The 14,908-nt window shown below is 50.7% G+C and carries 12 protein-coding genes; 6 read left to right on the forward strand and 6 right to left on the reverse strand.

The window, feature by feature from the left end; translation table 11 throughout:
• Positions 1-27: 27 nt before the first annotated feature.
• From MUG09_RS00355 to MUG09_RS00365, 3 genes are read right to left on the reverse strand one after another with little or no spacing between them, the layout of a single operon-like run.
• Entirely contained in the window at positions 28-1,617 is a 1,590-nt protein-coding gene (locus MUG09_RS00355) for an extracellular solute-binding protein (protein ID WP_244772597.1), read from the reverse strand.
• Positions 1,618-1,646: 29 nt separating this feature from the next.
• Entirely contained in the window at positions 1,647-2,537 is an 891-nt protein-coding gene (locus MUG09_RS00360) for a carbohydrate ABC transporter permease (RefSeq protein WP_244772598.1), read from the reverse strand.
• Positions 2,538-2,550: 13 nt separating this feature from the next.
• Complete coding sequence (locus MUG09_RS00365; RefSeq protein ID WP_244772599.1) at positions 2,551-3,456, reverse strand: ABC transporter permease; 906 nt, start codon at positions 3,454-3,456, stop codon at positions 2,551-2,553.
• A 148-nt stretch (positions 3,457-3,604) separates the two neighbouring features.
• On the opposite strand from MUG09_RS00365, the gene MUG09_RS00370 reads away from it, so the two are divergent.
• The 6 genes from MUG09_RS00370 to MUG09_RS00395 all read left to right on the forward strand — a co-directional run bounded on the left by MUG09_RS00370 (position 3,605) and on the right by MUG09_RS00395 (position 10,554).
• Positions 3,605-3,766: a hypothetical protein gene (locus MUG09_RS00370; RefSeq protein WP_244772600.1), complete on the forward strand. Its 162-nt coding sequence runs from the start codon at positions 3,605-3,607 to the stop codon at positions 3,764-3,766.
• Positions 3,744-5,957, forward strand: coding sequence for a helix-turn-helix domain-containing protein (locus tag MUG09_RS00375; protein WP_244772601.1), 2,214 nt, complete (start codon positions 3,744-3,746; stop codon positions 5,955-5,957). The genes MUG09_RS00370 and MUG09_RS00375 overlap by 23 nt, the downstream gene beginning before the upstream one ends.
• 113 nt (positions 5,958-6,070) lie before the next feature.
• A complete protein-coding gene (locus tag MUG09_RS00380; protein WP_244772602.1) occupies positions 6,071-7,084 on the forward strand; it encodes a galactose ABC transporter substrate-binding protein in 1,014 nt (337 codons plus the stop codon).
• A gap of 99 nt (positions 7,085-7,183) precedes the next feature.
• The gene (locus MUG09_RS00385; RefSeq protein ID WP_244772603.1) at positions 7,184-8,692 is read left to right on the forward strand and encodes a sugar ABC transporter ATP-binding protein; all 1,509 of its coding nucleotides are present in this window, start codon (positions 7,184-7,186) and stop codon (positions 8,690-8,692) included.
• Positions 8,693-8,701: 9 nt separating this feature from the next.
• Positions 8,702-9,721 (forward strand): galactose/methyl galactoside ABC transporter permease MglC, encoded by a 1,020-nt coding sequence (mglC, locus tag MUG09_RS00390; protein ID WP_244772604.1) that lies wholly within the window; start codon positions 8,702-8,704, stop codon positions 9,719-9,721.
• A 125-nt stretch (positions 9,722-9,846) separates the two neighbouring features.
• Positions 9,847-10,554 carry a ribulose-phosphate 3-epimerase gene (locus MUG09_RS00395; RefSeq protein ID WP_244772605.1) on the forward strand — a complete coding sequence of 236 codons (708 nt, stop codon included), beginning with the start codon at positions 9,847-9,849 and terminating at the stop codon, positions 10,552-10,554.
• Between the two features lie 41 nt (positions 10,555-10,595).
• On the opposite strand, the gene MUG09_RS00400 is transcribed toward MUG09_RS00395, so the two are convergent.
• Genes MUG09_RS00400 through MUG09_RS00410 form a run of 3 tightly spaced genes read right to left on the reverse strand, consistent with a single transcriptional unit; the run spans position 10,596 to position 14,907 of the window.
• The gene (locus MUG09_RS00400; protein ID WP_244772606.1) at positions 10,596-11,543 is read right to left on the reverse strand and encodes a substrate-binding domain-containing protein; all 948 of its coding nucleotides are present in this window, start codon (positions 11,541-11,543) and stop codon (positions 10,596-10,598) included.
• Positions 11,540-13,303 carry a cache domain-containing sensor histidine kinase gene (locus tag MUG09_RS00405; RefSeq protein WP_244772607.1) on the reverse strand — a complete coding sequence of 588 codons (1,764 nt, stop codon included), beginning with the start codon at positions 13,301-13,303 and terminating at the stop codon, positions 11,540-11,542. The genes MUG09_RS00400 and MUG09_RS00405 overlap by 4 nt, the downstream gene beginning before the upstream one ends.
• The gene (locus tag MUG09_RS00410; protein ID WP_244772608.1) at positions 13,300-14,907 is read right to left on the reverse strand and encodes a response regulator; all 1,608 of its coding nucleotides are present in this window, start codon (positions 14,905-14,907) and stop codon (positions 13,300-13,302) included. The genes MUG09_RS00405 and MUG09_RS00410 overlap by 4 nt, the downstream gene beginning before the upstream one ends.
• Between the last annotated feature and the right edge of the window lies 1 nt (position 14,908).

Below are 14,908 nucleotides of genomic sequence, written 5' to 3' on the forward strand. Positions count from 1 at the left end.
AAGCCGCCGCTCCTTTCTTGTATGTGCTTAGAGTGACAGGTAGCGCTGATAGGCATCAGCATAGATCTTGAGGTAGCGATCGAGGCCCATCTGCTGCAGGCGCTTGAGATAGCCGTCCCAATCCCGTTCAATTCCACCGTTGACGATCCAGTTTGCATAGTTCTGGGCGACATAGGCGGTAATGTCGGTTTCCAGGACCGCAATTTGCTCAACTTCATCCACCGTAAAATATACTTCAGGATAGACTTGGTCGGCAGGTACGTTGTAGGGAGCGAAGAATGCATCAAGTTCGACGCGTTCCTGCAGATTGGCATTCAAGTTGAGCTTTGAGGCGATTTCCATCGTTACTGCACCAAGACTGTTGACTCCCGGTGAGTAGTCATGAATCATCTCGGTGAAGCTCTTGCCTGCAGGAATCGGTAGATAGTCATACCGACCCTCTGCATTGATGGTCAGGGTTCTGCCCAGCAATCCCTGATCGATCTGCAGTGCTGTTTCAGGAACAAAATGCAGGTCGACCCAGCGCATCAAAGCCTCGGGATTCTTGCAGTCGTTGGTGATGGCAAACGATCCTTTGGCATTGATGTAGGATGTATACGTGTTCCAGATCTGTTTGCCGTCAGCACCCTTGAGCGGGGCAAGAGCCACATAATCGGGCTTGTTGGCACCCGCTGCAGAGGAGAGACTCCAGCCGACGAACGATCCGACGATTTTCTCGGGAGACTTTACCTTGGCAATGTAGACGTTGAAGTCGTGGGTGAAGCCTTCCTTGTCGATCAAGCCCTTCTTGTACAGCTCATTGAAGTACTGGATGGCTTGTTTGTATGGTTCTGTGACTGCGGTATAGATGACTTTATTTTCCTTGACAATCAAGTGGTTGAGTCTATCAAGCTGTCCAAAGCTCCCAAACAAGGAGAACAGTCCATTTTCCTTTCGATTGTAGAGGAACGAGAAGGGAATCTCATCATCCGTTCTTCCATTTCCATTCATGTCGTTGTTCTTGAATGCAGTCAGCACTGCTTCAAACTCTGCAAGGGTGGTGGGAATGCCCAGGCCCAGTTTGTCCAGCCAAGTCTTGTTGATGAACAGCTTGTCATGGGTGACCGGTGAGAGTTCGGTAAGCGAAGGAAGTGCATAGATATGGCCGTCGGGTGCGGTAAGCAGCTTGCGATACGACTCATTTTCCAACAGCTTCTTCACGTTCGGTGCATACTCATCGATGAGATCCTCCAGAGGAATAAGCAATCCCTGGGATGCATACTTGATGACATCGATGTCGGTCAGGATTCCTTGTCCGTAGAAGGCATCTGGAAGATCGCCGGCAAAAATAAGTCCCTTTTTCTCACGCCAGCCATCCTCACTGCTCATATTCCATTCGATATGGATATTGGTTTCCTTCTCGAGGTTCTGGAAAAATTCTAGGTTGGCGAAATTCTTGTTGTGCCTTGATTTTGCAGCCAGTTCAAAGGTGGTCACCTCGTTGGTGATCGGCATTCCTGTACGATTCACTGCGATTGCAGCTGCGGTTGTCTGTCCTGCGCTCTCCTTGCTTCCTTGAGCAAAGACACCTGTTGCGATGCATAGCAAACACATGCATACGATTCCTACTCTTCTCATTGCAAACCTCCATGTTGTATATGTGTAGATCAGCCCTTCACCGAGCCCATCATGACACCTTTGGCAAAATATTTCTGTAAGAACGGATACACCACCAACACCGGCAGCGTGGAAACGATGATCAGGCCGTATTTAATAAGTTCAGCTGCCCTCTGTTGCTCCAACAGGCTCTCCACATCGCCCATCATGTCAGCCGATGCCTGATTTTGGATGAGGATGCCCCTGAGTACGAGCTGCAAGGGGTACAGTGACTCATCCTTGAGGTAGATCAAACCATTCATGAACTCATTCCAGTGTGCAACTCCATAATAGAGAATCAGGACGGCGATGATGGTCTGCGAGAGCGGGAAGACCACCTTGAAAAAGAACGTGAAGTGAGAACAACCGTCGATGGATGCCGCCTCATACAGCTCTTCGGGGATGGAATTCTTGATGTTGGTCTTTGCGATGATGACATTGAACACATTCAGTGCCGGCAGGAGCACCATGACAAACGGGGTGTTGTACAATCCGAGAGTTCTCATCAGCAGGTAGGTTGGGATCAAACCGCCTGAAAAGTACATGGTGAACATCATGAAAAACGTAAGGAACTTGCGGGCGAAGAACTCTTTTCTGGAAAGCGGGTAAGCAAAGAACATGGTCAGCATGATGTTGATGAACGTCCCGAATGCCGTATAGAGAATGGTGTTCCTGTAAGCGGTCCAGATTGATTGCTCGCTGAAGATGCGCTCGTATCCTGTGGTGTTGAACCCAACAGGGAAAAGCAGGACTTTACCAGTATTGATGGCGTCGGGTTCGGAAAATGAGGCGATGATGATGAAATACAAGGGATAGAGAACCAAGAGGGCCACCAGTGCGAGAAGTATGGTGTTTGCTGTATCAAAAATCGTGTCTGCGTGTCTGCTCAATGGATTGTGCATTCGTTCTCTCTCCTTACCACAGACTGTGTTCGCTGGTTTTCTGTGCCAGTCTGTTTACACTGACGAGCAGGATGATATTGATGATGTTGTTGAAGAGCCCGATGGCTGCAGAGTAGCTGAACTGGGCGTCGATCAAGCCGACTTTATAGATGTAGGTCGGTATTATCTCACTGGCGCTGATGTTCAGTCCGTTTTGCATGAGATAAGCCTTTTGGAATCCAATGTTCATGATTTTCCCGATTTCCAGGATGAACATCATGATTGCTGTAGGCAGAATGCCGGGAATGTCGATGTGCCGGATTATTTGAAACTTGTTTGCTCCATCTATTTGGGCGGCTTCATATAAATCAGGGCTGATCGCAGCAAGGGCCGCGATGTAGATGATTGCATTCCAGCCGGCATTCTGCCAAATGCCTGACAACACAAAAATCGGACGGAACCAAGCCGGGTCACCTAAAAAGAAGATTGTCTCATTTCCAAGGGCTTTCATCAGAAGGTTGACCAGGCCGTTGCGCGGTGAGAGGAATATATACAGCATGCCGGTCATGACGATGATGGAGATGAAATGAGGACAGTATGTAACGGTCTGGATGAATTTCTTGAATTTGTAATGTTTCAATTGATTCAGCATGATGGCCAGGAAAATCGGCACCGGAAAACCGAAGATAAGCTGAGAGAGGCTCAAGGAGAGCGTGTTCTTGATCAGGGGCCAGAATTGATAGGAGTTGAAGAAGCGCTCAAACTGCTTGAATCCCACCCAGGGACTGCCGGTAATGCCGCGTGCTGCGATGTAATTCTTGAAGGCGATCTGCACGCCATACATGGGCAGATAGTGAAATATGAGGTAATAGGTGATGGGCAACAGGCACAATACCAAGAGCTGCCAGTCGCGGATCCACATCCTCTTAAGCGGTTTCATACGTTGATTCTTTACTGTCATTCCTAACTTCCCCTCATCGATTGGATGGCAGGTTCAGTATAGGGATGTACTTTTTTATCACGCAATGTCCGGTTTTTTTTCGAATGTGCAGTTCTTATACCAGGCACTATGCAATTTTTTTTGGAGTATGCAATATTTTGGAGAAGCAGATGAAAAAGATGATAAGTATATGCAAATAAGAGAAATGATGCTTGATAACCCGGCAATGCATCACTTCGTTGTAGTTTCAGTGAGTGATGCTATACTGGTACGAAAGAGGTACATCAGTGAAGCTCCAGTTCAGGCATAAACGTTGGTTTTATAAACACCTGTTCTCCTACATCCTCCTGCTTGTGGTTCCCTTGGTCATCATCAATGGATGTTTTGGGAAACAAATCAACGAAACGTACCAGCAGGAGGTGGTCTCCCGACTCAGGTCGGACATCCATGCGCTCAGGGATACGGTAGACGACGAACTCGAGCTCCTGCTCAGTACCGTACACCAATTTCAATTGTTGCAGACAGTAAATCGTTATCGGTTTGAAGATGATCCCCTGCAGGCCAACTCCATCAAATCCATGCTGGCCACCTTTACCATAACCAATCGCTTGCTTGGCGACATAGTCTATCTGCCTTACGGCCAGAACTTTCTTTTTACCAGCTCAACCACCAGCAGGATTGACTTTTTCGCCCGGGAGATGTACGTGACCGAGGGCCTCGAACCTGAGGAATTTTTATCAGAGCTTTACTCCTTGAAGCACTTGAAAGCGTATTCAGTGGAGCGCTACAAGAATGAGAAGGGGCTGGTGATTGCCATTCCCCTGGTTTCCGACTACGCAACAGTAAGCGGGGTCTGCCTGTTCTTCATCGCCGATTCCACCCTGGAAGCGATGATACACAGCAAGCTTTCCCAATACAGAGCCCGTCTGCAGTTGCATGCCGATGATGATTCCCTCTTATTCCAATCCTCCGCTTCTGATGAGCCAATGCCTGATCAAGCGATTACCTTCTCTGTGTCATCGAACGTGGCTCCTTGGGCCTATACGGTCCACATTCCCCAAGAACAAGCACTCTTGGATGATTTGAATCGACTCTCCGGCTTGCAGCAGACCAGCACCTTGATCGTGGTGCTTGCTGTTTCAGTTCTCATATTCTTTCTCATGTTCATCAACTATACGCCGATCAAGCGACTGCAGAAACTTGCGGGAAATCTTGCCGATGCCAACCCTGCCGCCCGAAAGCTTGGTGAGCTGGAGGAGATTGCAAGCACCTTGGATTATCTGAAGAACCAGAATACCTCGCTTGTGATGAAACTGGAAAAAAGCCGGGAATCAGAACACAACATCGTGTTGCAAAGGTTGTTGAGCGGCAGGTACAAGACCATTAAGGCCTTTAATGTGGATGCATCCGAGCTGAGTATTGAGTTTCAGTACCCGCAGTTCCTGGTTGCTTGCATCCAACTGCAGGAAACCAACCGGGATAGTGATGAATTGGCCCAATTGATGCGTGATGAGCTGCCCGAGGAATTAAACTGCTACTATGTGTTCACCCCGATTCCAGACCGGATCTATTTCATCAATAGTGTAAGGACCGAGGATTTCGTATGCATACCCGCCTTCTATGAGGGCATGCGAAAGACCATAGAGGCACAAACCGGATTGAGTCTGACCGTCGGCCTTGGTTCTCTGGTCGAAGGAGCGATCGATATTCCCCGTTCCTTCCTGGAAGCACGTACGGCATTGGATTATCGGTTTGTCAAAGGGAAGAATACAACCATAATTTTTGACGAGGTGTGCAAGTCTGTAAGCTATTCGGTATCCTATCCCCACACCCTGTTGGACCAATTGCATGTTTCGCTGAAAGCGCGTAATGAAGAAGCAATTGAGAGCAGGACGGCTGAACTCATTGCGTTTCTCGTGCAGGATACGATTCCTCTCTTTTTAGCGAAGAGCATCTCCTTTGATATGATCACCCTTTTCTTCGATCATCTGCCGGCTTCCGTACAATCGGCTGAGGATTCTCAGCGGGAATTCTTCCTGCTCAGCGATATTGACACCATCGATGAAGTGGTGCAAATCGTAGAGTCGGTGAAGGATAAGCTTTTACATATGGAAAAGCTTGAACATACCGAGGATTCCCAGGCGTTGCTCAAGGATATCACCGAGTACATCAAGGTGCATTGCTTTGAATGCAACTTCACCATGCTGCAGGTATCGGATGCTTTTTCCATGCAATTGCCCAACCTGAGCCTGTTTTTCAAGGAACATACCCAGCTCAATCTGCTGGATTACGTAACCGCACTCCGCATGCATGCAGCCAAGCAGTTGTTGTCGGAAACAGACCTTCCGCTCAAGGATGTCAGTTTGCAAATCGGATACTATAATATCTCAAGCTTTATTCGTAGATTCAAGCAGCTGAATGGGATAACCCCCGGGGACTATCGCAAGATACATAAGGGGATGCAAAGAAAACCAAAGAGTCCGGATGAGAATCTTGTATAGAAGTTTTTTCGTGTGAATCGAAAAAAAACCAAGATTGTCAGCAAAAATTTGCATGTACGGCCTCCTATGACCATGCAAAACTGGATACAGAGAAAATCCATTAGGAGGGATCTATGAAAAAGTTAATGGTCGTAATGTGCTTGGCACTCGTCCTCGTTGCTCCTGTCTTCGCCCAAGGGCAAGGTGAGAGTAAAGGTGTTGAAATCGGATGCGCAATCTACAAGTTCGATGACACCTTCATGACCGGTGTCCGCAATGCCATCACCGCCGCTGCCGCCGAGACTGATGCAAAGGTTGAGGTCGTCGATTCCATGAACATCCAGGCCACTCAGAATGAGAAGGTCGACCTGTTCATCACCAAGGGAATGAAAGCCATGCAGATCAACCCTGTCGACCGCACCGCCGCCGGTGTCATCATCGACAAGGCTAAGAAAGCCAACATTCCCGTAGTATTCTTCAACCGTGAACCGCTGGCTGAGGATATGGCAAAGTGGGACAAGATCTACTACGTTGGGGCTCGTGCTGAAGAGTCCGGTACCATGAGTGGTCAGATCATCGCCGACTATTGGAAGGCCAACAAGTCCATGGACAAGAATGGCGACGGCGTTCTGCAGTATGTCATGCTCAAGGGCGAACCCGGCCACCAGGACGCAGAGCTGCGCACTGAATACTCCATCAAGAATCTGCAGGACAACGGAATCAAGGTGCAGAAGCTTGCTGAAGACACCGGCATGTGGGATCGTGTAAAGGGCCAGGAAAAGATGGCCGCTTTCATCGCCAGCCAGGGCGACAAGATTGAAGCAGTCTTTGCAAACAATGATGACATGGCTCTTGGTGCAATCGAAGCCCTTAAGGCTGCCGGTTACTTCAAGGACGGAAAGTTCATGCCTGTCGTTGGTGTTGACGCCACCGCTCCTGCTCTCCAGGCTCTCGAAGAAGGCACTCTGCTGGGCACCGTCCTCAACGACGCTGTCAACCAGGGCCGTGCAACCTTCATGCTCTCGTATGATTTGGCAAGGGGAATCACCCCCACCGATGCTTCCATCGGCTACAAGATTACTGATGGAAAGTACGTATGGGTTCCCTACCAGAAGGTCACCAAGGAGAACTACAAGCAGTTCAAATAACGTTTGAAATGCAGGAATTCCCCCTCCGGGTTGCTCGATGATCCGGAGGGTTTTTTAAAGGGACTACACCCCGGGAAAGCCGGGGAGGCGAGGGAAGTCATGTATGTATTAGAAATGAACCATGTTTCCAAGGCGTTCCCCGGCGTAAAGGCTTTGGACGACGTGAGCTTGAAAGTAAGGCCGGGAACAGTGCATGCCTTGATGGGAGAGAATGGAGCAGGCAAGTCCACCTTGATGAAGTGCCTGTTCGGCTTGTACTCCATGGATGAGGGTGATATAGCCTTCAATGGGCAGCCCGTCAACATTGCCAGTGTCAAAGAGGCACTGAACCTGGGAATCTCCATGATTCACCAGGAACTCCATCTCATACCCTACCGGTCGGTGATGGAAAATATTTGGCTCGGCCGGTACCCACGTATCGGGGGATCGAAGAGCCCCGTTGTGGATCACAAGAAAATGTACGAGATGACCGCTTCCTTGTTGAAGGAGCTCAATCTCACCACCATACAGCCGACCGATTTGCTGCGTACGCTCTCCGTCTCCAAGGCCCAGAGTGTCGAGATTGCAAAGGCGGTCTCCTATGAATCAAAAATCATCATCATGGATGAACCGAGCTCCTCCCTGACGGAGAATGAGGTTGAACATCTGTTCACCATCATCCGCTCTCTAAGGGATCGCGGGGTTGCGATCATCTACATTTCCCATAAAATGGAAGAAATCTTGAAGATTTCCGACGAAGTGACCATCATGCGTGACGGCAAATATGTCGGTACCTGGCCCTCCAGCGAACTGACCACCGCCACCATCATCAAGAGAATGGTAGGTCGTGACCTGACTCATCGGTTCCCGTCGGCTGAGAGCAACATCGGCTCTGAATTACTCAGGGTTGAAAATTACACCTCGCCGAACCCCAGAAGCTTCAAGGATGTTTCCTTCACCCTGCATAAAGGCGAGATTTTGGGAATCGGCGGTTTGGTCGGAGCCCAACGCACCGAAGTCATGGAGGCCGTTTTCGGTTTGAGGCTCCACAGTGAAGGAACGTTGTACCTGAAGGGCAAGCCGGTGCACTGCAACAATGCCTATGATGCCAAGAGACTGGGGATGGCCCTGCTCACCGAGGAGCGTAGAGCGACGGGAATTTTCCCTGTTCTGTCTGTGCAGGAGAACTTGGTAATTGCCAACATTGCCTCATATGTGAACAAGAGCGGGCTTCTCAATGCCGCAAAGATGGCTGAGGACACCAAGAAGAGCATCAAGGATTTGGATATCAAGACGCCGTCGGCGAGAACCTTGATCAAGAGCCTGAGCGGCGGAAACCAGCAGAAAGTGCTTTTTGCCCGTTGGTTGCTCACCACCCCTGAGATTCTCATTCTTGACGAACCGACGCGTGGTATCGACGTCGGGGCCAAGTATGAGATTTATGTCATCATGCGAGAGCTTGCAGCACAAGGCAAGGGCGTGATTATGATCAGCAGTGAGATGCCGGAACTCTTGGGTATGACCGATCGAATCGTAGTCATGAGTGAAGGTCGTGTGGCGGGTGTCGTGGACAGCAAGAAAACAAGCCAGGAAGAGATTATGGAACTGGCGACAAAGTACGTCGGGTAGGGGGAAAGCATGCAAGGCATTGGTAAATCGATATTGAATAAAAAAAGTCTGAAGCAGTTCGTCATGGACAAGGCAATTTTTCTTGTACTGCTGATGCTGGTCATCGTGATCGCCATCATCAATCCGCGCATCCTGCGCCTTCAGGTGCTTCGGGATATCCTGATGATGAGCTCGACGAAAATCATCATGGCCTTGGGCATGATGTTTGTCATCCTTACCGGTGGTGTCGACCTCGGCGGTGGACGTTTGGTCGGTATGGCTGCAGTTGTGTCCGCCTCCATGCTGCAGACTGCAGATTACGTCAGGCGTTTTTACCCTGACCTGGGCCAGATTCCCATCATCCTCCCGATTCTGCTTGCAGTATTTGTTGGAACACTCTTTGGAATGATGAACGGTCTGATTGTTGCAAAATTCAAGGTTCCGGCCTTCATTGCAACCCTCTCCTCGATGTTGATCATCTACGGCATCAACTCCATCTACTTCAACATGCCTCCAAACAACAGCCAGCCCATCGGAGGACTGAGGGCCGACTTCACCTACCTTGGCTCAGGTTCCATCGGATTTGTTCCTGTCATCGTCATCTTCGCCGCCCTTGTTTCAATCATCGTCTGGTTCGTGTTGAACAAGACTGTTTTCGGCAAGAACGTGTATGCTGTGGGCGGCAATCCCGAGGCGGCGGCGGTCTCCGGCATCAATATCACCAAGACGCTGGTGGGCCTCTTCGGTGTCTGTGGATTCCTCATCTCCCTCTCCGGCGTTCTGGAAGCCGCCCGTACGGGAGGAGCGACCAACAACTATGGAAACGGCTATGAGCTCGATGCCATTGCATCCTGCGTCGTGGGTGGTGTTTCCACCACCGGTGGCGTGGGGACGGTGAGCGGAGTCATCGCCGGCGTAATCATCTTCAGCTTCATCAACTATGGTCTGACCTTCATCGGGGTGAACCCATACTGGCAGAACATCATCAAGGGCGTCATCATTGTATCGGCGGTTTCTTTCGATATAAGGAAATACGTCCAGAAGAAGTAGTCATGCATCCCTTCCACGTATTGAGGCAGGAGTAATCCTGCCTCTTTTCATGCATCAAGCACACTGGCAAAAATCAATTGGATTGGGTACCATGGAAGCACTATTGAGCACCGAAAGGAGTACCCATGAAACCCATAGTAATAAACTCGCCTTCTTTGGCAAACTGCAATCTGTTGGAGTTGAAGGACAACGTCCAGGAACTGGTCGATGCCGGCGTCACCTGGATGCATATTGATTTGATGGATGGCCATTATGTGCCGAACCTCTATTTTCCCATCCGTATAGTCTCTGATTTGAAGGCTGCATACCCTCAGCTGACCCTCGATGTGCATATGATGGTAACCAATCCGATGGATTACATCCAAAGGCTTGCCGATGCAGGGGCCGACTACCTCAGCTTCCACTCGGACAGCACAAACTTTGTCATCAGGACCTTGGAGACGATCCGAAAGAGCGGTATAAAAAGCGGCATCCTGGTAAATCCATCCCAAAGTGTCAGAAGCATCGAGCCGTATGTGGACTTGCTGGACATGGTCACCCTGATGGCTGTTGAACCCGGTTTTGCAGGACAGCAGTTCATGAGTCGTACACTCAAACGGGTCGAAGGGCTGGCAACGGTGCGTAAAGAGAGCGGACAGGACTTCTTGATCAACGTGGACGGGGCGATCAACTACCCCAATCTCACTCCCTGCATCGTTCGGGGGGCGAATGTCATCGTCACCGGGATTTTCACCATCTTCAAACAGCCTGATGGCATTACTGCAGCATGCAAGCGCTTTGATGCTGAAGTGGCGAACGCCCTGAAGGCCGGTTGGATAGGGGATGCATATTAAGAAGAGATGGGTGAGGCAGGCTTGATCCTGCCTCGATATACTCATTGGAATGTCTGGAACAACAACCTCTGATGCTCCTCGCTGAACATCGACTCCTTGGTCACCAGGTCGAAGTCGACCAGCTTTCGGGCAGGCTTGTTGCCATTTAGCAAGTCGATGGCTGCCATCACCGAGCGATAGCCGAGGTTGAAGGAGTTCACCACCACCAAGGCATCGATTACACCCTTCTCCAGAAGCTGGATTTCAAACTGCGTTGTTCCAAATGCAATGAAATGAATATTCGATGAGTCACCCAGTGCATTGGCCACCCCATGGGCGGTGTACTCCTCCAAGGCAAAGACAAGATTGATTGAAGGATCGCTTAGTAAAGCATTGCGCGTAATGTCACGAGCGATTGCTTCATCGGTAAAGCTGTACGTTGCACTGATGATTCTTGCGTTTGCCCGTTCGGAGAATGCTTGCACCAAGGACTCCACCAGATTTGTCATGCTGGTGGTATTCGGCATGGACCCGATGACCAGGGCATTGATCGGCTCACCCTCGGGAAAATGGGTGAATGCATGTTCGGCCATCGCCTTGCCGATCTGTCGGTAATCGGCGGTGATCAGGAAATCCCCGCTCTGGTTGCGCAGCGCGGTATCGGCGAGTACCACCTTGATGCCCGAGCTCCGTGCCTTTGCAACCACATCCTCAAGCCGGGTATAATGGCTTGGCGAGAGCACTATCGCATCGAATTGTTGGTCTATAGCCCTCTGAACGGCACTGATTTGTCCCTCGTAGTCGGATTCATTTACCGGTGCAAGGAACTCAAGGACCGCTCCGGTGGAGCTGCGGGCGCTACGGGCACCGTTCTTCAGGGCCCCCCAGAATTCGCCTCCCTGCATCATGGTAATGACGGCAATGCGATAGGAGGTATTGGCTTCACTCTTCTTATTCGAGCAGCCAACCAGAAGAGAAAGGATGATAAGCATCAGGATGCATCGTCTCATGATTGCACCACCTTGATCGGTTGGATCGGACTCTGTTCGGGAATGACCAGTCTGACCAGCGTCCCCACATCCAGCTCACTGGAAAGCTCCAGGCCGTAATCCGAACCATAGTAGAGTTGGATTCGCTGATGGACATTCCTTACCCCGATGCCGACTCCCTTGGGGTGATATCCGTCGAAACTGAGGATGGTGGCCAGCTTCTGTTCATCCATCCCCACCCCGTTGTCACGCACCTCGATGACCACGGCCCCGGGTTTTCTCTTGAACACCTTGATATCGATATGGCCCATCTCCTGCAGGTACTTGATCCCATGGTAGATGGCGTTCTCTACGATCGGCTGAATGATGAGCTTGATGGTCGGTAGGTTCTCCATCCCCTCTTCCATGGTGATGGAGAACTCAAACTTGTCCTGATAGCGGATCTGCTGGATGATCAAGTAGTTGCGGACATGCTCAAGCTCCTCGGCAAGGGTGATGATGTCCCGTCCCTTGCTGATGGAAATGCGGAAGAGCTTTGCCAGAGCGGTGATCATGGTGATCACCCCTTCGGTATCGTTCTGTTCGGCCATCCAGACCACCGAATCGAGGGTGTTGTAGAGGAAGTGGGGATTGATCTTCGCCTGCAGTGCATCCAGCTCGAACTTTCGCTTCATCTCCTGGCTTGTCACAATGTCGTCCATCAGCTCTCGGATGCGTTTGACCATCACCGCAAAGGTCTGCGACAGGGCCGCAACCTCCTGGTTTCCTCCCACCGTCGGCGGAGCGGAGAAGTCCCCGCGTTCCACACTGTTCATCAACCTGTCGAGTTCCCTGATGGGCCGGCTGATATAGGCCGACACCGTACGTGCCAGAATAATGGTGATGACAATGCAGAAACCCAGGACGATGAGCATGACGGTAGTATACTGGTCCAAGCCCGCCATCAGCTCGTCCATGAATGCCACCCCGACAATTCGCCAACGGGCATTGTTCACCGTATCGATGATGACCAGGCGCTGCCTTCCCTCGAAAGTGTTCGTAAAGGTGCCGAAAATATACTCTTGGGCGGAATCGAGGTCTTCGTTGAATAAGTTGGAGTTGATCAGTTGCTGGTACGGGTGGTACACGATTTTGCCGTTGTTGTCGATGAAATACACGTATCCTGTTGCTCCAAGCTTGGCGCTCTGGCTCAGTTCACTGACCGTCCTGAAGTTCATGTCGATCAACAGAAGACCTTGGCTGAGCTCTCCTTCCTCATTGGTGTAGCTGATCTGCTGGCTGTAGGTGATGACCCAAGGATAGCTGGAGGTAAAGAGTTGCTGGACATGAGGACCGGTGAAATAAAAGTTGCCCTCTCCACCCAAAGCCCTGGTGAACCACGTCTGTTTGGCAATCTCAGTCGCATCTCTTCGGGGGGCATCGGTGGTGGAAAGCAGTACATTGCCCTCCAAGTCGAACAGCAGCAGGCAGACGATGTCCTGGCGGCTGTCGACGATTGAGGAGAGCCTCCTCTCGATCTCGGTCCGGGAGAGCTCATTGGTCTGCTTGGAAAGATCTCGGGCGTAGCCGGCGATGGTCAGTATATCGTTTGTGTAATAGTTGAGGTTGGCATTTACCTGTCTGACGATTTCCCTGGTGGAGACGGTGGCATTCTCGCGGATGGTTGAGGAGAACTGGCTGTACAGGATGGCGGAGATGAGCAGCGTGAAGGAGATGGAAACAAAGGCGATGGCGAAGGTGAGTATGGTTTTAATGGAGTGAGGATGATTGGGCTTGCTCATCGGTTTCCCTGCCGAAATTGGGAGGGAGAGAGACCTACATGCCGTTTGAAGCAGAAGCTGAAGTAGTTGGGCTCGGCAAAGCCTACCGCTTGTGCTATCTCATAGGTCTTTCCCTCGGTCTTGACGAGCAGCTCTTTCGCCCTGTCCATTCTCAAGCCAGTCAAATACTGTACAAAGCTGATGCCGACCTCCTTCTTGAAGGTGGAGCTGAAATAGGAAGTGCTCACCCCGATCATTTCACAAATCTCTTCCAGCCCGAATCCGGGTTCTGTGAAGTGCTTTGCGATCAAGGCCTTGGCCTGGCCGATGAACTGGATATGAGACTGAGCCCTTTGTCCGGCGATCAATTGCCGTACCAAATGGCAAAGGCGGATGAAGTAGCGCCTGGCTTTTCCCAGTGTTGAGAGGGTTGCAAGCTCGGAGAAGAGGTTTCTGCCTTCACCCTCAACCACTGAAAAGAGGGTATGCCCGTATGAGTGTGTGAGGTCTTGAAGCAGGAAGGCAAGTTCCAACAGCAGTGCCTGCATCTGTTCCAGGCTCAGGGAGGCAAGCTGCTCTCCGAGCAGTTGGTTCACCGCTTCGGTCACCTGTTCCTCGCTGCCCAATTTAACAGCAACCAGTACGTTGGCCTTCAGCTCTTCCAGTTGCTGTTGATGCTCCTCGACCGGCAGCTTCTCCAAGTCACTGATGAACAACAGCGATTGCTCGGGGTAACAGGAGCTGTAGTTGAGGGCTGTCAGCGCCTGATGATACGACTGCTTGATAGCCGAAGGGGAGTGTACGAGGTTTCCCACTCCAAGGACAGCCTGGAAGGAGTACTTCTGCAGGTATGCCTGCAACTGCTCGGCTTTACGGTAGGTTTGTTTACGGAACACTGAATCGTAATGGTCCTGGCCGTGGCTTTGGGAGCTGAAAATAATGACAATCTGGTTCTCGAATTGGAAGAGCAATACTCCATCGTCCTTTTTCACTACTTGTTCAACAATCTCAAACATGGCCATCGACTGCAACGGGTCGTCCATCACATGGTCGGTTTCGATGACGGCTACCATGAATTCATCCTTGCTCAGATTGAATCCATACTCGGCTGCCTTGGACAACAAGGCGGCATCGGAGGATGGGTGTACTGTAGTCAACAATGAAACCAGAAACTTCTCCCTGATAAGCGGGAGGGCCTGTTGATACGCCTGATTGAGTCTGTCCTGGTCCTGGATGCGCTTGATCTCCTCATCCAAATGTTTGCCAAGACGCTTGAGCAGATTGCACAAGTCCTCGACCGAAACAGGTTTGAGTACATATTCACTGACATCGTAACGCATCGCCTGTTGTGCATAGGTGAATTCGTCATACCCACTGAGGATGACCAATGTCGTCGTCGGATGGGAGATGCGGATCTTCTGGATGAGTTCGATTCCATCGAGGTAGGGCATCCTGATATCGGTGATTACGACATCGGGATGCAGCTCCTCGATCAACTCCAAAGCCTCGATGCCGTTTCCGGCCTCGCCCACCACACAGAAATTGTAGCGTTCCCATGGGGTGCGGCTGCGAATCCCCTCTCGTACTGCTGTCTCATCGTCAACCAAAAGAATCGTATACGCCATA

This window comes from Sphaerochaeta associata (genome assembly GCF_022869165.1).
GTDB lineage: Bacteria > Spirochaetota > Spirochaetia > Sphaerochaetales > Sphaerochaetaceae > Sphaerochaeta > Sphaerochaeta associata.